We start from the raw sequence: 21,500 nt of genomic DNA on the forward strand, positions 1-21,500 counted from the left end.
GAAGAACGGGCCTGTGGCGGCGGCGCGGCGCGGCTGTAGCGCCACTGCGGCGGGGACTGGGTCTCTCAACCTCGTGTTCCCCGCCTGCGTTGACCCCGCCCGCCGCGCGGCGTAGGACCGAATTCAGACAAGGCGACGGAACAAACCGAAGCCATAACAGGGAAATTGACGAGACGACCATGCAGGATGTCCGTGATGCGCTCTATGTAGGGCAGCGAAGCGACGGAACTCTGACCAGGCGGCCTATGTCCCCACACCTCCAGGTCTACCGCTTCCGTCTTTCCATGTTCCTTTCAATCGCGAACCGCGCCGCCGGTGTCGCCGCCGCAGGCGGTTCGGCGCTTGGCCTGTGCTGGATCAGCGCGGCGGCAAAGGGACCCAAATCTTTCAAAAAGGTCCAGAAAGTGACCGGCAACCCGCTTGGCCAGATGCTGATGGCAGGCTGGGCGCTGGCTCTGGTCTATCACTTCGTGGCGGGGCTGCGCCATCTGGCGTGGGATAGCGGGTACCGCTTCTCCAAAAAGGAAATCAACGAGGATGGTCCGGTTGCCGTGGGTGTCACGGTCGGCACCACGCTCGCACTCGTCGCCGGTATCGTTGGCGTTGCGATCTGTCGCTCCCGCAAGAAGGCATCCTGACCATGAGCAATCCAAAAAAGCCACATGTCACGGTCATGCGCTCGCAGCTTTCACGCGCGCGCGGCCTGGGTTCGGGGCAGGCAGGTGTTGGCCACTGGTGGGCCGAGCGCGCATCGGCGGTAGCCCTCGTGCCGCTGTCGGGCTGGTTCGTGATCCAGGTGTTCCGCCTAGCTGGCGCATCGCAGCCGGAAGTGGCGAAGTGGGGGGCACGCCCCTTCAACACCACCATGATGCTGTCGCTGGTGATCCTGACCTTCTATCACACCCAGCTTGGGCTGCAGGTCATCATTGATGACTACGTGCACGGCAAGGCGCACCTGCCTGCCGGCCTGCTGATGAAGGGGATCGTCTTCCTTCTGGGTCTGTTCGGCGCCGTTTCGGTACTGAAGCTGGCACTTGCCGGCAGCAGCCGGAGCACGATTGCCGCGGGCTGAGGCCCGCGCCATCGCCTGAGCAGAACATGACATTCGCGGACCGGCGGGCCGCACTTCCGGCTGGCCGTCCGAACGAGCATCGGGACACGTCCAAGAAATGAACGCGACCACTTCACCACTCACCGGCTCCTACAGGATCGTCGACCACGCATATGACGTGGTTGTCGTAGGCGCTGGTGGCTCCGGCCTCCGGGCCACGCTGGGCATGGGGGCCGCTGGCCTCAAGACTGCCTGCGTGACCAAGGTTTTCCCCACACGCAGCCACACCGTTGCAGCCCAGGGCGGCATTGGTGCCTCGCTTGGCAACATGGCCGAGGATAACTGGCGCTGGCACATGTACGACACCGTAAAGGGGTCGGACTGGCTGGGCGACCAGGACGCCATCGAATACATGTGCCGCGAGGCCGTGCCCGCCGTGCAGGAACTCGAGCACATGGGCGTGCCGTTTTCACGCACGGAAGATGGCAAGATCTACCAGCGCCCCTTTGGTGGCCACATGCGCAACTATGGCGAGGCCCCCGTGCCCCGCGCCTGCGCCGCCGCCGACCGCACGGGCCATGCCATCCTGCACACGCTGTACCAGCAGTGCCTGAAGCATAACGTCGAATTCTTTGTCGAATACTTCGCCATCGACCTGATCATGGATGAGGAAGGCGAATGCCGTGGCGTCATGGCCTGGTGCCTTGAAGATGGCACGCTGCACCGCTTCCGCGCGCAGAAGGTGGTGCTGGCCACCGGCGGCTATGGCCGCGCCTATCACTCGTGCACCTCGGCCCATACCTGCACGGGCGATGGCGGCGGCATGGCGATCCGCGCGGGTATTCCCATGCAGGACATGGAGTTCGTGCAGTTCCACCCCACCGGCATCTTCCCTGCCGGCTGCCTGCTGACGGAAGGCTGCCGTGGCGAGGGTGGCTACCTCACCAACTCCAAGGGCGAGCGCTTCATGGAGCGTTACGCGCCCACCGCCAAGGATCTCGCCTCGCGTGATGTCGTCTCGCGCGCCATGACCATCGAGATCAACGAGGGGCGTGGCTGCGGGCCGGAGAAGAACTACATCATGCTCCATCTCGAGCATCTTGGCCCCGAGATCCTGCATGAGCGCCTGCCCGGCATTTCCGAGACCGCGCGCATCTTCGCGGGCATCGACGTGACCAAGGAGCCGGTGCCGGTCCTGCCCACGGTGCATTACAACATGGGTGGCATCCCCACCAACTACCATGGCGAGGTCATCCGCCCCACGGCTGATGATGTCGATGCGGTGGTGCCCGGCCTGATGGCCGTGGGTGAAGCGGCCTGCGTGTCCGTGCATGGCGCCAACCGCCTTGGCACCAACTCGCTGCTCGACCTTGTGGTGTTTGGCCGCGCCGCCGCCCAGCGCGCCGCCGCCACCATCAAGAGCGAGGAAGTGATCCGCCCGCTGCCCGAGGGTGCGGGTGATGCCGCCATCGCACGCTTTGACAGGCTGCGCTACGCCAAGGGCCAGACCCATGTGGCCGACATGCGCTCCAAGCTGCAGCGCACCATGCAAAAGCACGCCGCCGTGTTCCGCAATACCGAGAGCCTGGCGCAGGGTGTGGAGAAGATCAAGGAAATCTGGTCGGAACTGCCCGACATCTCGATCAACGACCGCTCGCTGATCTGGAACAGTGACCTGATGGAAGCGCTCGAGTTCGAGAACCTGCTCGCCAACGCCACCGTAACCATGGCAGGCGCCGATGCCCGCCACGAAAGCCGCGGCGCGCAGGCGCATGACGATTACCCCGATCGTGATGACAAGAACTGGATGAAGCACACCGTCGCCCACATGACCGACGCGGGCGACGTCACGCTGAGCTACCGCCCCGTGCACATGAAAACGCTGACCGACGATGTGCAGGTCTTCCCCCCCAAGAAGCGCGTCTACTGACGTAACGGCGGAAAAGGAACGAGACGATGGTCGAATTCAGACTGCCAAAGAACAGCACGGTGGGCAAAGGCCGCATTTTCACGGCCACTCCCGGTGCCTCCAATGTCAAGAACTTCCGGATCTATCGCTGGAGCCCGGATGATGACAGCAACCCCGTGGTCGATACCTACGAGATCGACCTCGACAAGATCGGCCCGATGGTGCTCGACGCGCTGATCCACATCAAGAACGATGTGGACTCCACGCTCACCTTCCGCCGCTCGTGCCGCGAGGGCATCTGCGGGTCGTGCGCGATGAACATCGCGGGCGAGAACACGCTGGCCTGCCTCAAGCCCATCCGCGACATCGAGGGCGATATCGCCATCTACCCGCTGCCGCACATGCCGGTGATCAAGGATCTGGTGCCCGACCTTGATGGCGCCTATGCCCAGCTCCGCTCGATCGACCCGTGGCTGAAATCCGACACCGCGCCGCCGCCCGATTCCGAGCGCCGCCAGAGCATTGAGGAACGTGCCGAGCTTGATGGCATGTGGGAGTGCATCCTGTGCTTCTGCTGCTCCACCTCGTGCCCGTCCTACTGGTGGAATGGCGATCGCTACCTCGGCCCGGCAACGCTGCTGGCGGCTTACCGCTGGATTGCCGACAGCCGCGACGAGCATGCGGGCGACCGGCTTGATGCGCTGGAAGATCCGCTCAAGCTCTATGCCTGCCGCACGATCATGAACTGCACCCAGACCTGCCCCAAGGGCCTGAACCCTGCCAAGGCGATTAGCCGGATCAAGGAACTGCAGCTCGAACGCAAGGCGTAAGCGGCCTCTGTTTCATTCGTGATTGACGCGGAAAGCGCTGGATGTGACAAATCCAGCGCTTTTTTCGTCTCCACCCGTTTGAAAGGACAAGGCCGGTGTTTGAGGGAAACCTGTCTACCCCCGCTGGCCGGAGCCGTGCATGGATCGACAGCCTGTTTGTTGACCATGCCATCCTGCGCCAGACCTGGACCAACTTCCGCACGGTCATTCCCGGCCGGGTCTATCGCTGCAACCACCCCACGCCGTGGCGCCTGCGCCTGGCCACGCGCAGGCTGGGCCTGAAAACGCTGGTCAACCTGCGCGGGCACCGCCAATGCGGCTCCGATGCCCTCTCACGCGAGGCGGCGCATGGCCTTGGGCTGCGCCATATCGACATGGCGTTTGAAAGCCGCAACGCCCCCCACCGCGACCGCATCGAACGCTTCGAGCGGATTTACCGCGACGATATCCGCTTTCCCATGCTCATGCACTGCAAGTCGGGTGCTGACCGCACCGGGCTTGCGGCCGGGCTGGTCATCCTGTTCGAGGGTGGCACGGCGCAGCAGGCGCTGCGCCAGCTTTCATGGAAGAACGGGCATTTCAATTCATCACGCACCGGCGTGCTCGACGCCTTCTTCCTGCGCTATCAGGCAGAAGCGGAAGGGCGCGTTCCCTTCATGGACTGGGTGCGCACGGAATATGATGAAGACCGCCTGCGCCATGACTTCCGCGCAGGCAAAATCGCCTCCTTCATGACCGACCAGGTGCTGCGGCGGGAATAGGCGGCGCTTACGCGCTCATGGAGCGCACAAGGTCGAGCACGCGGCGGCGCGTGCCGCTATCCTCGATTCCGTAATAGGCGCGCACCAGGTCAATCGTCTCGCGGCGCGACAGCAGGGCGAGATCATCGACGGGCATCGCCGCCCTGCCCGCTTCCTTCACGCCAGCAATCGGGGCCACGCAGGCCGTGGACTCGGCCATGCCCGCGGCTGCATCCACCACATCCGTGTCCTGCTCCATGCCACGATCGGGCAGGCCATCAAAAAAGAAAGCCACCGGCACATCGAGCACGCAGGCAAGGTCGTACAGTCGCGATGCGCCAACACGGTTGCGACCGCGCTCGTATTTCTGCACCTGCTGGAATGTGAGGCCAAGGGCATTCCCCAACCGCTCCTGTGACATGCCAAGCAGGGTACGGCGCAGGCGGATACGGTTGCCAACATGCACATCCACCGGATTGGACGCAGCAGACATTTTCCCGATCACAGTAATAGCCTTACCTTTCCTGTCTCACACGGCGCAAACCGCTGGAGCATGCAGATACCCACCAGAGGCTGGTCGGGCATTAATCTTTTTTAAAGCAAGCCCGACTACAATACATACGTTATTTTCTGCACTGTCTGCGCCCAAACAGGGCAGGCGTGCATAAAACTTCCCCACCGCGACAGGCGGAGGAAAATTAGGAAAATATTCATGCATTTTGAATGCATAAATAAAAAACGGGTTTACTCTAAAAAGGTATTCAGGAACCTTCTTTAAAACCTGACCGCCGCCACAACAATCCGGCAAGCCCCGTTACCCCAACCAGAAACAGGGGCACCAGGCGGCCATAATGGCCAAAAAACGTGCCGGGCAGCGCATCAGGCAAGGCATGGACCAGCACGCCCCGCCGGTCCCAGCCCAGCCGGGCCAGTTCGTGGCCGCGCCCATCAAAAATGGCTGAAATGCCGGTATTGGCGGCACGCGCCACCGGCAGGCCCTCCTCCACCGCGCGGATGCGCACGGCGGCAAGGTGCTGGCGCGGGCCGGCGCTGTTGCCATACCAGGCATCATTGGTGCTGTTGAGCAGCCAGGTGGGGCGATCATGCGGGTCAACCACCTGACCGGAGAAAATCACCTCGTAGCAGATCAGCGGCCCCACCGGGGCAACACCCGGCAGGTGCCAGGTCTGCACGCCGGGGCCGGGGGTCAACCCATCTCCCGGCACGACATGAAAAGGCAGGAACGCGGGCTGGTATTCACCAAACGGCACCAGATGCGCCTTGTCATAGGGGGGGCCGGGCTGGCCACCGGGCAGCAGGGCCACCATGCTGTTGCGCCAGTGCCTGTCCGCCTCCAGCCAGCGCAGCGTGCCGATTACGCCCGCCGCCGCTCCCTGCCCTGCCTGCATGATCATGGGGCGCGCGATGTCATCTTCCAAAAGCAGGCCGGGAAAGGCCGATTCCGGCCACGCAAACACCACCGGCCTGTCATCCGCCTCGCGCAGGCCCGCCTGCACGCCCGCATGCGTCAGCTCCAGATAGCGACGGAACACCGCCACATCGGAGTCGCGTGATATTTTCTCGGTTTCAGGCACGTTGCCCTGCACCAGCACCACCTCGGGGTTATGGCCATAGATGTCATGGATGCTGGCAACCCGCAGCGCGCCACACGCCACCCATGCCGCCAGCACGCCCGCGCAGGCCAGCCGCCCCGTGCAGCCATAAAGCGGCGCAAGCGAGAGCAGGCAGGTCAGCAGTGTCAGCCCGTCCACCCCGATCCATGCGGCGGGCTGGAGCATGATATCCCCCGCAAGGCCCGGAAATGCCCACACGCTGCCGGGCGGATTCCACGGGAAGCCACTGAACACGTAAACCCGCGCCATGTCCGTCAGCGTCCACAACGCCGCCAGCACCACCAGCCGCCCGGTGCCGCGCGGCACAAGGCGGCTCACCCCTGCCGAGAACGCGCTGAGCGGTGCCAGAATGACCGCGCAGCCCGGCGAGGCCAGTGGCACCAGCCACCAGAAATCATCCGCCCGGATCAGGATGGCGTACATGAGCCAGTACAGGCCCACGGTGTACAGCCCCATGGCGAACATGAAGCCCCGCCGCGCGGCCTCTTTCCAGCCCGCTGCATGATCAATGGCCAGCGCCAGCAGGCAGAAGGCCACCGGCAGCACCATAACCGCATGCACGGGCGGAAAGCCCAGCGCGTACAGCCCGCCCGCCAGCACCATGACAAGGTCCGCGCGCCATCCATGCTGGCGCGACAGCCTCATATACAGATCACGAAGGAACCTCATGCAGCGCCACGACCCGCGCCGTGGGGGAGGACGCGCCTAGTCCAGCGCGTCACGCAGGCGGCGCTCGTAATGGCGGTAATACTTGTCAGCGAGCAGCTCGCTCTTGACGAGCACGGCCACATCAATGGTGTTGAACTGTTCATCAATCACCGCGCCATCGCCCACATAGCCCCCAAGCCGCAGATAGCCCTTGATCAGGGGCGGCAGGCGCGCGAGCGAGCGGCGATGGTCGAGGGTCTGCGGGTCGGAGCGCAGCATTTCCACCCGGCGCTCGGGCACGGCGCTGATGCGCAGCGCGGGCGGGGCAAGGTGGTTGTGATACAGGTAGGTCAGTTCATCGGACAGCGCATCGGGATTGGTGCCCGGCAGGCTCGCGCAGCCGAACAGCACGTCAATGCGGTGCAGGAAAATGTAGGAGGCAATGCCGCGCCACAGCAGTTGCATGGCCGCGCGACCGCGATAGTTCTGGTCCACGCACGACCGCCCCACCTCAAGCAGCCGACCGGGAAACTCGGTCAGGCGCGAGATGTCATATTCACCTGAAGTATAGAATTTGCCCAGCTTCTTCGCCGCATCGCCCTGCATGAGCCGATAGGTGCCCACAACGCCCTTCGCACCCGATGAGATGGCATGGTCGATCACCAGAAGGTGATCGGCATATTCATCGAATTCGTCCACGTCGCGCCTGAGCCGCGCGGTGCGGGAATCGGGGCGGGCGCCCATTTCCTCATAGAAGACACGGTAGCGCAGCGCCTGGGCGGCATCGCGCTCTTCATCCGTCGCGGCAATCCTGACGCCAAGATTCCCCCCACGCAATTCGGGAAAACCGTTGCGCTCGAGGTCCAGAGTGGAAAGGGACTGTATGGTTTTCTCGATACTCAAGGCCGTGACCCGCCCTTCTGCTCCGTTTGCACCGTATGGTCCGTCTGTTCTTGTGCCACGTCGGGCAGCCTGCGCGCAAACAGTTCCAGCCGGTGGGACACCAGCTCGAATCCGAGGGACGCCGTAATCTCACGCAGCAGTTCGGCATGGGCGGCATGAGTAAACTCAACGACCTGACCGCTTTCCACGTCGATCAGGTGGTAGTGGTCACCTTCCTCCGTGGCTTCGTAGCGCGCGCGGCCACCGCCAAAGTCACGGCGTTCGAGAATGCCGTTTTCTTCCAGCAGGCGAACGGTGCGGTACACCGTGGCAACCGATATGCGCCCGTCAAGCGCCGAGGCACGGCGGTAGAGTTCCTCTACATCCGGGTGGTCATGGGCCTCGGACAGCACGCGCGCGATGACACGGCGCTGGCCTGTCATCTTCAGGCCGCGCTCCATGCACATGCGCTCGATGCGCGTCTGTAGTCCATTACGATCTGTTGCCATGTCTATGGACGTAGCCGATCAGGCCGATACCTGTCCATATGACCACCCGGCACGGGGTCAGTCCTCGCGTTTCGTGCCGAGCCCGATCTTGCGGGCCAGGGTGGAGCGGTGGCTGGCGTAGCTCGGCGCCACCATGGGGTAGTCATGGGGCAGGCCCCAGCGCTCGCGATATTCATCGGGCGTCATGTTATAGGCGGTCTTGAGGTGCCGCTTGAGCATCTTGAGCTTCTTCCCGTCCTCGAGGCAGACGATATAGTCGGGGAAGACGGACTTCTTGAGCGGTACCGCGGGCACCGGCTTCTCGGGCACGGGCTCTGCACGCCCGAGGGAGGCAACAGCCTCATAGACCTGGTGAATCAGATCGGGGAGGGTCTCCGCGTCGATTTCATTGCGCGAGACATATGCCGAAACGATTTCGGCAGCGAGTTCGCGCACTTCAACTTCTGCCGCTGCATCAGCCATTAATCTGATCCTGTCACTCTGGAATAATGATGCATCCTATATAAATAATTCCAGAAGGATCGCAACCGGTCACAACAGAGGTTTCATGGTAATATGTCTGATATAGAGATGGTCAAACTGGATATCACCCATGAAGTGTGCCCCATGACTTTCGTGCACACGCGTCTGGCCCTTGACAGACTTCCAGCCGGGGAAAAACTGCTTGTCCGCCTGCGTGGAGCGGGTCCGCTGGACAATGTTTCACGCAGTCTGAAGCTGCTTGGTCATGTCGTGGAAGAAATACAGACAGAAACAGATGGCATAACCCACCGGCTGACCGTGCTCAAATCTCCCGCTTCATGACACACGCATCGGTGCCATCGGGGTAGTACTGCCGCCGCACCCCCACCACCGCGAATCCCGCCGCGTGGTACAGCCCCAGCGCGGCCACGTTATCATCCGCCACCTCCAGGAACATATGGGCCGCCCCTGCCCGCGCGGCTTCGTTGACGCACCGCGCCAGCAGGTCGCGCCCGATGCCCTGCCCCTGCCAGGCAGGGTCCACGGCAAAGGTCAGGATCTCGGCTTCATCAAACAGAGAGCGCGCCATGATGAAACCGGCCGTGGGGGGCGCATTTTCGCCCTGCGCAAACAGCACGAACACGCCGGGCATGGCCAGCAGGGCCACCATGGCCTGCGCGTCCCACCGGTGCACGGGGGGGAAGGCTGCCGCATGGATGCGGGCCAGCACGCTGGCCTGCCCTGCCAGCACGGCGGCGTCCGTCATGGGGTGACAGGGGCCGGGCGCAGGCCGGCTGCGGGCAGTTTGGCTTCCGGCGCATCGACATAAAGCGGCTGGGCCGCGCGGGGGGGCAGGCGCCCACGCAGGCGCAGCAGGGCGGCGGCGGCGATGGCCTGCGGGTCGGGAGGGGGATCGGGCAGCAGATATATGCCACCGCGCGTACCTGCAGCCTCCATGATGGCCTGCGCCCCGTTGCCTGCCAGCAGCAGGGGGCCGGGCGGCAGATCTGGCGCATCAAGCATGCAGGCGCGGACCTGCCCCAGTGCTGACACCGTGCCCGGCGTTTCAATAAATACGCGGCCCCGGCGGGCCATGGTGCAATGCAGGGCCGTAGCCCCCAGTGCTGCTCCGGCGGCGTGCAGGGCCGGGGCCATGACCTCGCCCCCGGTCACGCCAACCACCGTGCAGCCCGCACCCGCCGCCAGCCCGTGCGCGAATGCCAGCGAGGCCCGCAGCCCCGTAAACGACCCCGGTCCCACCACCACGCCCGCAAGGTCAGGCATGGCATGGCCCCAGCCACACTGCGCGAACAGTTCGGTGGCCAGCAGCGGAAACTGCTCGGCAGCGCCGCGCCCGGTGGCGATACGGGTGGCGAGGAGTGCGGGCAGGCCCGCCACATCGGCGCTCAGGCAGGCAATCAGGGCCGGTGCCTGCGCCCCGGTCGCGGCCCCATCCATGACCAGAATGCGCATGGGATCAGACAATCACGCAGGCATCATCAAAGCCCAGGCGCGGCGCGCGCGGCGTGGGCGGCGGCCCGTCGGTATAGCCTAGGCAGAGCAGGAAATTGGCCTGCCAGCCCTGATCGGCCAGAAAGGCGTCTTCCACCATGGCGGCATCGAAGCCCGAAAGCGGCAGCGCCGACAGGCCAAGCGCGCGGACGGCCATGATCATGTAGCCGCCTTGCAGCGTGCCGTTGCGCTGGGCGGTTTCCTCGGCAAGGCCCACATCGGCGGCGAACCACTGGCGCACATGGGCCTGCGGGTTCAGCGTGTCCATGCGCTCGAAAAACAGCGGGTCATGCGCCACGATCACCGTGACCGGCGCGGTCATCATGCGCTGCACGTTGCCTGCCGAGAGTGCCGGGCGCAGGCGCTCGCGCGCGCCCTCCGTGGTCAGGAACACGAAGCGCGCGGGGCAGCAGTTGCCCGATGTCGGCCCAAGGCGCACCAGATCATGGAGCTGGCGCAGCGTATCGGTGCCGACGGGCCGGTCATTCCACGCCACCGGCGTGCGTGCGTTACGGAACAGAAGATCAAGCCCAGCGTCATCAAGCGCCATGAAACATTCCCAAGCTTACGCGCAGACCTGCCGATCAGGCCTCTACCTGCTCCACCGATACCACTTCCGGCACGTAATGGCGCAGCATGTTCTCGACCCCGTGCTTGAGGGTGGCGCGGGATGACGGGCAGCCCGAGCACGCGCCCTGCATGGTCAGGCGCACCACGCCATCGCGGTAGCCACGGAAGACGATGTCACCGCCATCGCCCGCCACGGCGGGGCGCACGCGGGTGTCGAGCAGTTCCTTGATCTGCTGCACGATTTCCTCATCCCCCGGCGCGATCAGGTCTTCAACCACCACGGCCTCGCTTTCCACCACGGGCTGGTCGGTGGCGAGGTAATCGGCCAGCACCGCGAGCACCTGCGGGCGCAGGGCCTCCCACTCGGTCGCGTCGGCGCGGGTCACGGCCACGAAGTCATTGCCAAAGAAGACGCGGGCCACGTCATCAAGGTCGAACAGCAGCTCGGCCAGGCGCGAGCGGCCCGCCACGGAATCGGGGCTGATGAAGTCAGCCGTCGCCCCGCTGGCCATGATCTCGCGCCCGGGCAGGAACTTCAGGGTGGCGGGATTGGGTGTGTCTTCCGTTTCGATGAACATTGCTCGGTCTTCCAGACATGACGGGAAAGGGGGGACAGGCAAAAGTACTTCCCGGGTCCTGTTATATGATCGGCCCGCGCGCAAATCCAACCCCACGCACACGCACGGCGTGCATTTATGCCCCGTGGCCTATCACGGCATGCGTGGCAGGACAATTTCCGCGCACAACCCGCCCTCCAGCCGGTTGAACAGCCTGAACCGCCCGCCGCCACGCGCCACCTCGCGGCTGACAATGGCCAGCCCCAGCCCCAGCCCGCCCGTGCTGCGCGAGCGCGAGCCCTCAACGCGGTAGAACGGCGTGGTGACCCGGTCAAGTTCGGCCTCGGGCAGGCCGGGGCCGCTATCCTCCACGCGGATGCACAGCGCATCCTCCATCAGCGTCAGGCTGACATGGGCGTTGCCGCCATAGTTCACGGCATTGTCAATCAGGTTGCCCACCACGCGCTTGAGCGCCAGCGGGCGGACCATGGCCTGCGCCTGGTCCGGGCCATCATAGGTCACGTTGCGGCCCTGATCGGCCTCGTCATCCACGCGCGTGGCCAGAATGGAGGCCACATTGACCGAACGCGCGGGCTCGGGGTCCTTCTCGCCCGAAAGATAGGCCAGCACGCCGGCGATCATGGCCTCCATCTCGGTCACGTCGGCCTCGATCTCCTTCTGCGCGTTCGTATCCTCCAGAAAACCCGCGCGCAGGCGCAGGCGGGCCAGCGGCGTGCGCAGGTCGTGCGATACGGCGGCGAGGGCCTCGGTGCGGTCGGCGATCAGGCGGTTGATGCGCTCCTGCATGGCGTTGATGGCGCGGGCAAGGTAGCGCACCTCACGCGGGCCCTTGTCGGCCAGTGGTACCCACCGGCCAGACCCCACCGTATCCGCCACATCGGCCAGCGCGCGCAGCGGCATGCTCAGCGCGCGCACCAGCATGCCGGTCGCCCCGATGACCGCGCCCGCAAGGATGGCCGCCGAGACGAGGCCGCGGCGCATATGGTGCGGCTCAAGAATATCGGGGGCGAGGAAACCCATGTAGCTGCCATCGGGCAGGCGCAGCGTGCCGCGCACATCCGCCGTGCCCATGATGGTGCCCGCAAGGTTGAGCGCATCGCCCTGCAGCACCGGCAGCGTGCCCGCCAGCCGGTCATGCAGCTTGCGCAGCGAGGGCGGCTCGACCTTGAGCGCGCCCTGCTGGCCCTGATTGCGCCAGTCCACCGTAAGATCACTGGTGGAGAGCATGGCGGCGAGCACCATGCGCTGCGAGGTGGGCGTTGCCGCCAGCACGCGCGCATCGATCACCAGCCGCTCGCCCACCTGTTCAAGCTGGGCGTCGTCTATGGTGTAGGTCTCGGCTTCCTCATAGAAAACGGAACTGCCCACGAACACGAGCGCCACCGCAACCAGCAGCACGAACATGACGCGCCCGACCAGCCCGCGCGGCCACAGCGTAATGCGCCGTGCGGCCTGTGGCGCGCGCGCGGCCTGTGTGCTCCCCTGCCCTGGCACGGCGCGCGGGCTCAGACCCGCTCCACTTCGGCAGTGACGATGTAGCCCATGCCGCGCACGGTGCGGATCAGGCCATCCGAATCCGGCCCCAGCTTGCGCCGCAGGCGGCTGACCAGCACATCCACGCTGCGGTCGGACACATCGCCCAGCCGCGTGCGCGACAGTTCCAGCAGCCGGTCACGCCCGATCACGCGCTGCGGGTTGTCAAGGAAGCTGGTGAGCAGGTCATGTTCCGCCCCGGAAATCTCGACCGCCATGCCCGAGGGGTCGGTCAGTTCACGCCGCCGCAGGTCGAGCATCCAGCCGCCGAAGCGCACGGTTTCCTTGCGCTGTCGCCCGGCACTGGGCGTGGTCACGCCGCCGCCGCGCCTGCGCAGCACCGCGCGCACGCGGGCAAGCAGTTCCTTCTGGCCAAAGGGCTTGGGCACGTAGTCATCCGCGCCGAGTTCGAGGCCCTGCACGCGATCGAGTTCCTCGCCACGGGCGGAGACGATAATGACCGGCACCTCGGTCAGCGGGGCCTCGCCCGGCACCGAGGGGTCGGCCTGCGCGCGCAGGCTGCGGCACAGGTCCAGCCCGTTGGTGCCCGGCAGCATCACGTCAAGGATGATGAGGTCGGCTGCCTGCGCCTTGAGCGCATCCCACATTTCAGGGCCATCCTGCACGCCGCGCACGCGGTAGCCATCGCCCTGCAGGGCGCGGACGATCAGGGTGCGCATGCCGGGATCATCTTCCACCACGAGGACGCGGGCGGGCAGATCGGCTGTGGCGGGTGTCTGTGTCATTCTCTTGGCCATGTTCCGGTTCAGGGGCAGGCGGAATGCCCTTACATGCAACAATACCCAGCATAACCAACGTGCGGCATGCGGATAAGGCCATCGATCATATCATAAAATGTCTGCCACACATGCAAACGGGGCGCCGGATGATCCGGCGCCCCGTCTGGCAGACAACCTGTAAGGGATCAAAAGTTCCCGGACGCCGCCTTTTTTCAAAAAGGCGGCATTTTTCAAAGCTTTTTGAAAAAAAGCTTCACCAGAAACTTCTGTTTTTCATCAGTGCGCGGCGGGTGCCGCATTCAGCTTGAGCACCCAGAACTGCGCGATGTCACGCGCGCCATTGGTGCCTTCCACGCTGTTGAACGTGGTAAGGGCAGCCGCCTTCTGGCCAGCTGCCGCCTGCGCCAGGCCATAATGCAGGCGACCGATATTGATGTCCGTCGGCCCCTTGGCCAGGCCCTGCTGCATCAGCGCCAGCCCCTTGTCGGCCTGACCGTTCAGCACGTAGTTGTAGCCTGCCGTAAGCATGGCGTTGCCGGTTGCGGCCTGGCTGGCCGCCGTGTCGAGGTTGGCCTTGGTGCTCTCGGCATTCTGGGCCACCATCGCCTTCAGCTTTTCGCTGCGCGGGGCGGAGGCGTCATGCCCCACCACGCCGCTGGCATAGCCCTGGTTGATGATGTCGAGCGCAAGCTGGGGCAGGCCCGCCTGCATGGCCAGTTCGGTAATATCCATATACTCGGCCGAGGTCTTGACCAGCCCGGATTCAAGGCGCACGCGATCGATATCAAGCCGCAGGCCCGGCGCCATGTTGGGGTTGCTCAGCACGGAATGCACCACCTGCGCCCAGTAATCGGGCTTGGGGTAGTAGGTGGCGAGCATGACGTAGGTCCTGGTCAGCGCCGCATTGTCCTTGAGCTGCGCCTGGCAGGCGGCGAGCAGCTGGAGCTGGTTCTCGGTAGGCTTGCCGCCCGCCTTGATGGCGTCATCGATCTGGCCCTGCTGCACGCGGGCTGCGTTGGCGAAGTCATGCTGCAGGTAATAGGCCTGGATCAGGATGGTCAGCATCTGCGGGTTCTTGCCACCCGCCTTGATGTATTTCTCGCTCACCGCAACGGCGGTGGGGTAATCCTTGGCGGTGAAGGCCATGCTGCCTTCGGCAAGCGCCATCTGCTCCTTGGTGGCGGCAGGCGTGCGGGGCGAGGCGATGAGCTTGTCATAGGCCGAGATGGCGGCAGGCACGTTGCCCGACTGGGCGGCCACGGCGGCGCGCATCTGGGCAATGGTATAGGATTCGTAATCGGACTTGCCGCTTACGGCGTCCGCTTCGTCCACATCGGCCATGGCCTGCGGGTATTTCTTGGCGGCAAGGTCGGTCTGGGCCTTCTGCAGCGCCGTGCCCACCTTCTGCCCAAGCTGGTCAGCCGCATGCGCGCCGTGCATGGGCAGGACGCCCGTCACCGGCAGCGCCATCATGACCCCGGCCAGCAGGCGGCCACGCAGCCGGAACAGCGATTTGGATGTGATGTTTTTCAACTGTGATGTCCTTCCATGAACGGGTCATGGCCCGAATGATCGGCCAGGGCATCACGATGGACCCGTGCGGCCCATCATTCAATCCGCCCCCGACCGCTGGCGCGGCGGCTCCATCGGGCCGCCGCGCCGTGACGTTGAAATCAGGTTACGTGCGGATGGCAGGCTTATTCCGCCGGATCGTGCGTTTCATGGCGGTAACCGCCGATCAGGATGGACTGCACGTCGGCCGCGAAGTTGCGCACCTCGTCCAGCGCGCCCTTGTTGCGGCGGACAAGCATGTTGTAGCCGAGCACGGCGGGGACGGCGGTGCCGAGGCCGATGGCGGTCATGATCAGCGATTCACCAACCGGACCCGCAACCTTGTCGATCGAGGCCTGCCCCGCGATGCCGATGGCGGTCAGCGCGTGATAGATGCCCCACACGGTGCCGAACAGACCCACGAACGGCGAGGTGGACCCCACCGTGCCGAGGAAGGCAAGGCCACCCTGCAGGCGGTTCTGGATGAAGTCCACCGAGCGCTGGATGGACATGGTGGTCCAGGAATACAGGTCGATCGTCTCCTGCATCGTGCCTTCGTGGTGCTCGGCGGCGGTAATGCCGGTATCGGCGATGTAGCGGAAGGGCGATGCGGTATCGAGCAGGGCCGCCCCTTCCTTGATGTCGTGCGCAGGCCAGAACTTGGCCTTCACTTCCTTCGCCGCCTTCATCATGCGGGCCTGCTCGAGGAATTTGGTGATCATGATGTACCATGTCCCGACAGACATCACGACCATGATGATCAGCACGGTGCGGGCGATGAAGTCACCATTCGACCACAGCGCGCCCAGCCCGTAGGGATTATCGGCGGCGGCGGCGGGGGTGGCGTAGGCCAGTGCCGAAAAGGCGGTCAGCAGCGCGGCCGCCATGACTGGTTTACGATGCTGTCGGGTCATTTACCTCAAATCCTCTGACGAATAGGGCCATGCTTCTGGCCCGCAACACATTTGATGACTGTTATCTGACCAGTCCGGACGCTGAAAATCAATCCACCTGTATCGTTTTCAGAACAATTCCGGCTGACGGACCCGGTTATCACGCCCGATGACCGGGGCGGGAATGACCGGAACCACCGGCACGACCATGGCCGGGCGCACGGGCGGCGGTGCGGGGGGCACGGGTGGTGGTGGCTCGGGAATGATCCGGATCGCAAGCGGCGGCAGGGGGCGATAGGGCTCGGGAAACATGGGTTTGGCCTTGGGCCGCAGCCCGTAGGCCAGCGCCGACACGACAACGACATGGACCAGAACGATCACCCCCGCCACGCGCCAGTACGGCGTGCGCTGTCGTTGCCTGGCGGCATAATCCTTTCCCATGACTTCGTCAGACCACATGCCGCTCCTGTCCAGCCCCCTGCGCAGCACCCCGCGCGGGGCCTGCCGTTCAAATTGCCCTGAGCGGAATTGGGCGTGCTCAGGGGCGCTGTGTCAAGCATCATATGACACAGATTCGAAACAATTTTTTCTTGGCAGAACAATGCCCCAACGCCCGTGGCATGAAAAAAACCCCGTGGCCTGAGCCACGGGGTTGCCTGCCTGCACGCCCCGGTTGCGGCGTTACTGCGCCTGGGCGCTGGCTTCCGAGCGGGTGGCCCCCACGCGGGCGGCAAGGGCGGCTGCCATGAAGTCATCGATATCACCATCCAGAATCGCGTCCGGGTTGGTTTTCTCGACGTTGGTGCGCAGGTCCTTGACCAGCTGGTAGGGGGCCAGCACGTAGGAGCGGATCTGGTGCCCCCAGCCGATATCGGTCTTGCTGGCCTCGGTCTGGGCGGCGGCGGCCTCGCGGCGCTGGAGTTCCTGCTCGTACATCCGCGCCTTGAGCATGGTCATGGCGGTGGCGCGGTTGCGGTGCTGCGAGCGGTCGGTCTGGCACGCCACCACGATGCCGGTGGGGATGTGCGTGATGCGGATGGCCGATTCCGTCTTGTTGACGTGCTGCCCACCCGCACCCGAGGCGCGGAAGGTATCGACACGCAGGTCGGCCTCGTTGATCTCGATCTCGATCGAGTCATCGACCACCGGATACACCCACACGGAGGCAAACGAGGTCTGCCGCCGGGCCGCCGCGTCAAACGGCGAGATACGGACCAGCCGGTGCACGCCCGCCTCGGTCTTGAGCCAGCCATAGGCGTTGGGGCCGGTGACCTGGATGGTGGCGGACTTGATGCCGGCCTGCTCGCCCTCCGAGCTTTCCATCATGGTTACCTTGTAGCCATGCTGCTCGGCCCAGCGGGTGTACATGCGCAGCAGCATCTCGGCCCAGTCCTGCGCCTCGGTGCCGCCCGCGCCCGCATTGACCTCAAGGTAGCAGTCATTGCTGTCGGCCTCGCCAGAGAGCAGGCTCTCGGTCTCGCGGCGCTTGGCTTCCTCGGCCAGGGCGCGCAGGGCGCCAAGCGCCTCGGCCACCACGGCCTCGTCGCCTTCCATCTCGGCCAATTCAACGAGTTCGATCGTATCGTTCACATCGGCTTCAAGCCGCTGCACGCCCTCGATCTGGCTGGCCAGCATGGTGCGCTCGCGCATGAGCTTCTGCGCTGCGTCCGAATCGTTCCACAGGTCGGGATCTTCGGCCCGGTTGTTCAGTTCCGCGAGGCGGTCGATTGCGACATCCCAGTCAAAGATGCCTCCTCAGCAGCGCCACCGACTGCTTGATCTGGTCGTTCAGGGCCTCTGTCTCGGCAGACATGGGCTTGCTCCTTGCTCAACGGTCAACAGTACGGGCATGCGCCATGTCACGCCCGGCCATAAACGGCGTCAATACAGCCCGCCCATGCCAATGTCACCCCCGGAAGGCTGCGGGGCGGGTGCCGCCGCCGGTGCCGCGGGGTGGCCTGCCGATGTGCTGCCATCAGGCAGGGCGGTGGGGCTGGCGGGCATCGTGGCCATGTCGTTCTCGGAATCGGGCATGTTCTCCGCCCCCGTATCCGCCGCGGTCAGCGTCATGCCGGAGCCTGCGCCGAGATCCACACTCATGCCGGGCACCTGGCCGGGCTTGAACGCATCAATGGCGACTCCCATGCCGGTATCGTAACGGGCAAGCTGCACGCCATCAGGCACGCGGAAATCGAGGCGCGGACGGGTGGCGAGCGCTGCCTTCATCACCTGGTTCCAGATCGGGCCTGCGATCACGCCGCCGGTCTCGTTCTTGCCCAGCGACTGCGGCGTGTCGAACCCGATCCACACCACCGTGACCAGATCGGGCGAGAAACCCGCGAACCACGCATCATTGAAGTCCTGGCTGGTGCCGGTCTTGCCCGCGATGGGCCGGTCGATGCCAGCGCCCGCGCGCACGCCCGTACCCCGGCGCACCACGTCCTGCATCATGGCCACGATCTGGGCAGCACTGGTGGCGGAGACGACCTGCGGGCGGGTATCGGCCATCTGCGGGCCGGTAGCGGGCGTGCTGCCGGGCTGCCACGCCACGCCCTCGGACCGCCACACCACGTTGCCGTTGCGGTCCTTGATGTCATCGATCAGGGAAGGCGTGACCAGCCTGCCGCCATTGGCGATGGTGGCATAAGCGCCCGCCTCCTTCATCACGGTGGTCTCGACCGCGCCAAGCGCCGCGGGCAGCACCAGCGGCATGGAATGCACGAGGCCAAGGTTCTGCGCGAGGCTGGCCACCGGCTTCATGCCGATCTGGGCGGCAAGGCGGATGGTGACGAGGTTGCGCGATTCGCGCAGGGCGTCATGCAGGGTGGTGGGGCCCCAGAAATCCTTCTCGTAGTTGTTGGGGTGCCACTCGCCGTAGCTGACCGGGGAGTCATCGAATTTCTGCGAAGGCGAGATCCCCTGCTCCATCGCCGCCAGATAGACGAACGGCTTGAACGACGACCCCGGCTGGCGCGCTGCCTGAATGGCGCGGTTGAACTGCGATTCGCGGAACGACCAGCCCCCCACCATCGCCAGCACGCGCCCGGTGCGCACATCGATGGTGGCCAGCGCCCCCTCCACGCGCGGCACCTGGCGGATGGCGACGCCGCTGCCATCGGCCTGGGGCTCGACCAGCACCACATCGCCCGCCTGCACGCCCTTGCCGGTGCGCATCCACGCCATGTCATGCGCCAGCACCGTGCCGGTATGGGGCATGACGGGATCGCGCCCCTCAAGCCAGCCCACCCGGCCGGTGGCGGCCGACAGCACCACGGCCACCCGCCACTGCTCCAGCATGGCGGCAGGCGCCGTAACATGCGCGAGCGCATTGGCCCAGTCGCCCGCCGCGTCGGCTGCATCAACATGCGCGAACGCGCCCCGCCAGCCGCCATGGGCGCGGTCATAGCGCAGCAGCCCCTCGCGCAATGCGCCGGTGGCCACCTGCTGCAGGTGCGAATCCAGCGAGGTATGGACCGAAAGCCCGCCCTCCATGGTGGTGCCGATGCCGTAGCGCTCGATCAGTTCGCGGCGCACTTCCTCGGCAAACCATTCCGAGCCGGGCACGGGGCCGGGGCGGGTGAAGTTGGCGGGCACGAGGGGTTCAAGCTGGGCGGAGCGGGCTTCCTCCGGTGTAATCACCTTGAGGTCGGCCATGCGGTCGAGAATCCAGTTGCGCCGGTTGGTCGCCGCCTGCACGTAGCGGTGCGGGTTGTAGTTGGTGGGCGATTTGGGCAGCGCGCCAAGGAAGGCGGCCTCGGCATTGTCAAGCTGGTCGAGCGGCTTGTTGAAATAGGTCTGGGCGGCGGCGCCGATGCCGTACGCGCCCTCGCCCAGATAGATCTCGTTAAGGTAGATCTCGAGGATCTGCTCCTTGCTCAGCGTCTGCTCAAGGCGCATGGCCAGCAGCGCTTCCTTGATCTTGCGGTCGATCGACACCGCATTCGACCCCAGCAGCATGATGCGCGCGACCTGCTGCGTGATGGTCGAGGCCCCGATGGGGCGGTGCTTGGTGCCATGCATCATCATGTCGGTGATGCCGGCACGCAGGATGGCCAGCGGGTCCACGCCGCCATGGGTGAAGAATTTCTGGTCCTCGGCGGCGAGGAAGGCGCTGCGCACGCGCTCGGGTATGGCGCTGTAGGGCACGAAGATGCGCCGCTCGGCGGCAAGTTCGGCCATCACCTGGTCATCACCGGAATACAGACGGCTCATGACGGGGGGCTGGTAGGTACGCAGGCCATCGACGGTGGGCAGGCCCTCGCTCAGGCGCTCATATTCGTACCAGCCCACAATGCCCGCTCCGCCGCTGCCCAGCAGCAGCACCGCCAGCGTGGTGCCCGCCAGCCAGCGCACCATGCGGTAGCGCGGGCGGCGCGGGCCACCCCCACCGGGGCGGGAGGGTCCATCCATCCGGCCATCGCGGCCTGATCCGTCAGCAAGCGTCATCCGGTGTCCAATAAGGAAAGAAAAGGGCTGTTATGTGTCGCAAGGCCCCTGTCTAGCATTGTCCCGCGCTGCCGTCGCCCCCGATCCGCCCCGGGCCGCTCAGCCCATGCCCGCTCAGCCCGCGTTGCGGCTGGCCCATTCGGCCCGGCCATCATTATCAAGCTGCCGGAATTCCTCATCGCTGAGTTCAATCGCGGCGGCGGCCGCGTTATCGGCCACGTGCTCGGGGCTGGACGTGCCGGGAATGGGCAGCATGACCGGCGCGCGGCGCAACAGCCACGCCAGCGCGATCTGGCCGGGCTGCACGCCCTTCTCGCCCGCAAGGCGCGTGAGCACGGTATCGCCCCTGGTCAGCCCGCCCGCTGCAAGCGGCGCCCACGGGATGAAGCCGATATTCTCGCGCGTGCAGTAGTCCAGCACGTCCTCCGAATAGCGGTCGACAAGGTTGAAGCGGTTCTGCACCGTCGCGACCGGGAAATACAGCCGCGCGCGCTCGATCATCTCCACCGTCACTTCCGACAGGCCAACATGGCGGATCAGCCCCTGCGCGCGCATGGCGGCAATGGCCTCGAACTGCTGCTCGGGCGTGCAGTCGGCCCCCACGCGGTGCAACTGCCACAGGTCGATGCGCTCCACCCCCAGCCTGCGCAGGCTCATCAGCACGCACTGGCGCAGGTAATCGGGGTTGCCGACGGGCTTCCAGATATCCGGCCCGTGGCGCGTATGGCCGCCCTTGGTGGCAATGAGCATGCCCTCATAGGGGTGGAGCGCCTCGCGGATGAGGTTTTCGCTCACCTCCGGGCCATAGGCATCGGCGGTATCGACAAGATTGATGCCGAGTTCGGGCAGGCGTTTGAGCGTGGCCAGCGCCTTCGCCCGGTCGGCAGGCTCGCCCCATATGCCCGGCCCCGTAATGCGCATGGCCCCGAAGCCGAGCCTTGTAACCTCGATATCGCCCCCGATCATGAAGGACCCGGACTGGCGTGCATCAGGCGTGAACATGGCTTTACTC

The 21,500-nt window shown here is 65.2% G+C and carries 22 protein-coding genes and 1 pseudogene; 6 read left to right on the top strand and 17 right to left on the bottom strand.

The genetic code is table 11. The features are described from left to right. Positions 1 to 245: 245 nt before the first annotated feature. From sdhC to GXY01S_RS09190, 5 genes are all read left to right on the top strand, one after another. Complete coding sequence (gene sdhC / locus GXY01S_RS09170) at positions 246 to 638, top strand: succinate dehydrogenase, cytochrome b556 subunit (RefSeq protein ID WP_082770802.1); 393 nt, start codon at positions 246 to 248, stop codon at positions 636 to 638. A 2-nt stretch (positions 639 to 640) separates the two neighbouring features. Next, a complete protein-coding gene (gene sdhD, locus GXY01S_RS09175) occupies positions 641 to 1,072 on the top strand; it encodes a succinate dehydrogenase, hydrophobic membrane anchor protein (protein WP_061274364.1) in 432 nt (143 codons plus the stop codon). Positions 1,073 to 1,169: 97 nt separating this feature from the next. Continuing rightward, a complete protein-coding gene (sdhA, locus tag GXY01S_RS09180; protein WP_061274366.1) occupies positions 1,170 to 2,981 on the top strand; it encodes a succinate dehydrogenase flavoprotein subunit in 1,812 nt (603 codons plus the stop codon). A gap of 26 nt (positions 2,982 to 3,007) precedes the next feature. After that, entirely contained in the window at positions 3,008 to 3,790 is a 783-nt protein-coding gene (locus GXY01S_RS09185) for a succinate dehydrogenase iron-sulfur subunit (protein ID WP_061274368.1), read from the top strand. Between the two features lie 95 nt (positions 3,791 to 3,885). After that, positions 3,886 to 4,551 carry a fused DSP-PTPase phosphatase/NAD kinase-like protein gene (locus tag GXY01S_RS09190; protein ID WP_061274370.1) on the top strand — a complete coding sequence of 222 codons (666 nt, stop codon included), beginning with the start codon at positions 3,886 to 3,888 and terminating at the stop codon, positions 4,549 to 4,551. A 7-nt stretch (positions 4,552 to 4,558) separates the two neighbouring features. On the opposite strand, the gene GXY01S_RS09195 is transcribed toward GXY01S_RS09190, so the two are convergent. From GXY01S_RS09195 to GXY01S_RS09215, 5 genes are all read right to left on the bottom strand, one after another. Then, the gene (locus GXY01S_RS09195) at positions 4,559 to 5,023 is read right to left on the bottom strand and encodes a helix-turn-helix domain-containing protein (protein WP_061274373.1); all 465 of its coding nucleotides are present in this window, start codon (positions 5,021 to 5,023) and stop codon (positions 4,559 to 4,561) included. Positions 5,024 to 5,291: 268 nt separating this feature from the next. Next, positions 5,292 to 6,833 carry an apolipoprotein N-acyltransferase gene (gene lnt / locus GXY01S_RS09200; RefSeq protein ID WP_061274375.1) on the bottom strand — a complete coding sequence of 514 codons (1,542 nt, stop codon included), beginning with the start codon at positions 6,831 to 6,833 and terminating at the stop codon, positions 5,292 to 5,294. A 36-nt stretch (positions 6,834 to 6,869) separates the two neighbouring features. Beyond that, positions 6,870 to 7,715, bottom strand: a complete 846-nt coding sequence (locus GXY01S_RS09205) for a GNAT family N-acetyltransferase (RefSeq protein ID WP_061274377.1) — start codon at positions 7,713 to 7,715, stop codon at positions 6,870 to 6,872. Further along, positions 7,712 to 8,203, bottom strand: a complete 492-nt coding sequence (locus GXY01S_RS09210) for a Fur family transcriptional regulator (protein WP_061274379.1) — start codon at positions 8,201 to 8,203, stop codon at positions 7,712 to 7,714. The genes GXY01S_RS09205 and GXY01S_RS09210 overlap by 4 nt, the downstream gene beginning before the upstream one ends. Positions 8,204 to 8,260: 57 nt before the next feature. Then, positions 8,261 to 8,665: a MucR family transcriptional regulator gene (locus tag GXY01S_RS09215; RefSeq protein ID WP_061274381.1), complete on the bottom strand. Its 405-nt coding sequence runs from the start codon at positions 8,663 to 8,665 to the stop codon at positions 8,261 to 8,263. 93 nt (positions 8,666 to 8,758) lie between these two features. Here GXY01S_RS09215 and GXY01S_RS09220 point away from each other — a divergent pair, with 93 nt between their 5' ends. Further along, the gene (locus tag GXY01S_RS09220; RefSeq protein ID WP_061274383.1) at positions 8,759 to 9,007 is read left to right on the top strand and encodes a sulfurtransferase TusA family protein; all 249 of its coding nucleotides are present in this window, start codon (positions 8,759 to 8,761) and stop codon (positions 9,005 to 9,007) included. Here GXY01S_RS09220 and rimI read toward each other — a convergent pair. From rimI to GXY01S_RS09280, 12 genes and pseudogenes are all read right to left on the bottom strand, one after another. Continuing rightward, a complete protein-coding gene (rimI, locus tag GXY01S_RS09225; protein WP_061274385.1) occupies positions 8,988 to 9,431 on the bottom strand; it encodes a ribosomal protein S18-alanine N-acetyltransferase in 444 nt (147 codons plus the stop codon). The genes GXY01S_RS09220 and rimI overlap by 20 nt on opposite strands. Beyond that, positions 9,428 to 10,138, bottom strand: a complete 711-nt coding sequence (gene tsaB / locus GXY01S_RS09230; protein ID WP_061274387.1) for a tRNA (adenosine(37)-N6)-threonylcarbamoyltransferase complex dimerization subunit type 1 TsaB — start codon at positions 10,136 to 10,138, stop codon at positions 9,428 to 9,430. Before tsaB ends, rimI begins: the two co-directional genes overlap by 4 nt. A 4-nt stretch (positions 10,139 to 10,142) precedes the next feature. Continuing rightward, the gene (locus GXY01S_RS09235; RefSeq protein WP_061274389.1) at positions 10,143 to 10,727 is read right to left on the bottom strand and encodes a malonic semialdehyde reductase; all 585 of its coding nucleotides are present in this window, start codon (positions 10,725 to 10,727) and stop codon (positions 10,143 to 10,145) included. 34 nt (positions 10,728 to 10,761) lie between these two features. After that, the gene (locus GXY01S_RS09240; protein WP_061274391.1) at positions 10,762 to 11,325 is read right to left on the bottom strand and encodes a NifU family protein; all 564 of its coding nucleotides are present in this window, start codon (positions 11,323 to 11,325) and stop codon (positions 10,762 to 10,764) included. A gap of 132 nt (positions 11,326 to 11,457) precedes the next feature. Beyond that, positions 11,458 to 12,729, bottom strand: coding sequence for an ATP-binding protein (locus GXY01S_RS09245; RefSeq protein ID WP_110570412.1), 1,272 nt, complete (start codon positions 12,727 to 12,729; stop codon positions 11,458 to 11,460). Positions 12,730 to 12,830: 101 nt separating this feature from the next. After that, positions 12,831 to 13,604 carry a response regulator transcription factor gene (locus GXY01S_RS09250; protein WP_061274393.1) on the bottom strand — a complete coding sequence of 258 codons (774 nt, stop codon included), beginning with the start codon at positions 13,602 to 13,604 and terminating at the stop codon, positions 12,831 to 12,833. A 270-nt stretch (positions 13,605 to 13,874) separates the two neighbouring features. Next, positions 13,875 to 15,183: pseudogene (locus tag GXY01S_RS09255) on the bottom strand (tetratricopeptide repeat protein). Between the two features lie 112 nt (positions 15,184 to 15,295). Further along, positions 15,296 to 16,063, bottom strand: a complete 768-nt coding sequence (locus tag GXY01S_RS09260; RefSeq protein WP_061274394.1) for a MotA/TolQ/ExbB proton channel family protein — start codon at positions 16,061 to 16,063, stop codon at positions 15,296 to 15,298. A 108-nt stretch (positions 16,064 to 16,171) separates the two neighbouring features. Further along, positions 16,172 to 16,501 (bottom strand): hypothetical protein, encoded by a 330-nt coding sequence (locus GXY01S_RS09265; RefSeq protein ID WP_242501196.1) that lies wholly within the window; start codon positions 16,499 to 16,501, stop codon positions 16,172 to 16,174. Between the two features lie 222 nt (positions 16,502 to 16,723). Continuing rightward, positions 16,724 to 17,855 (bottom strand): peptide chain release factor 2 gene (gene prfB / locus GXY01S_RS09270; RefSeq protein ID WP_110570410.1). Its coding sequence is split into 2 segments (ribosomal slippage): positions 16,724 to 17,785 and positions 17,787 to 17,855, totalling 1,131 coding nucleotides; the frame shifts between segments, so codons are not numbered across the junction. A gap of 68 nt (positions 17,856 to 17,923) precedes the next feature. Continuing rightward, positions 17,924 to 20,488 carry a penicillin-binding protein 1A gene (locus GXY01S_RS09275; protein WP_061274398.1) on the bottom strand — a complete coding sequence of 855 codons (2,565 nt, stop codon included), beginning with the start codon at positions 20,486 to 20,488 and terminating at the stop codon, positions 17,924 to 17,926. A 114-nt stretch (positions 20,489 to 20,602) separates the two neighbouring features. After that, positions 20,603 to 21,490, bottom strand: a complete 888-nt coding sequence (locus GXY01S_RS09280) for an aldo/keto reductase (protein ID WP_061274401.1) — start codon at positions 21,488 to 21,490, stop codon at positions 20,603 to 20,605. Positions 21,491 to 21,500: the final 10 nt, after the last annotated feature.

The sequence above is a fragment of the Komagataeibacter xylinus NBRC 15237 genome (assembly GCF_001571345.1).
Taxonomy (GTDB): Bacteria; Pseudomonadota; Alphaproteobacteria; order Acetobacterales; family Acetobacteraceae; genus Komagataeibacter; species Komagataeibacter xylinus.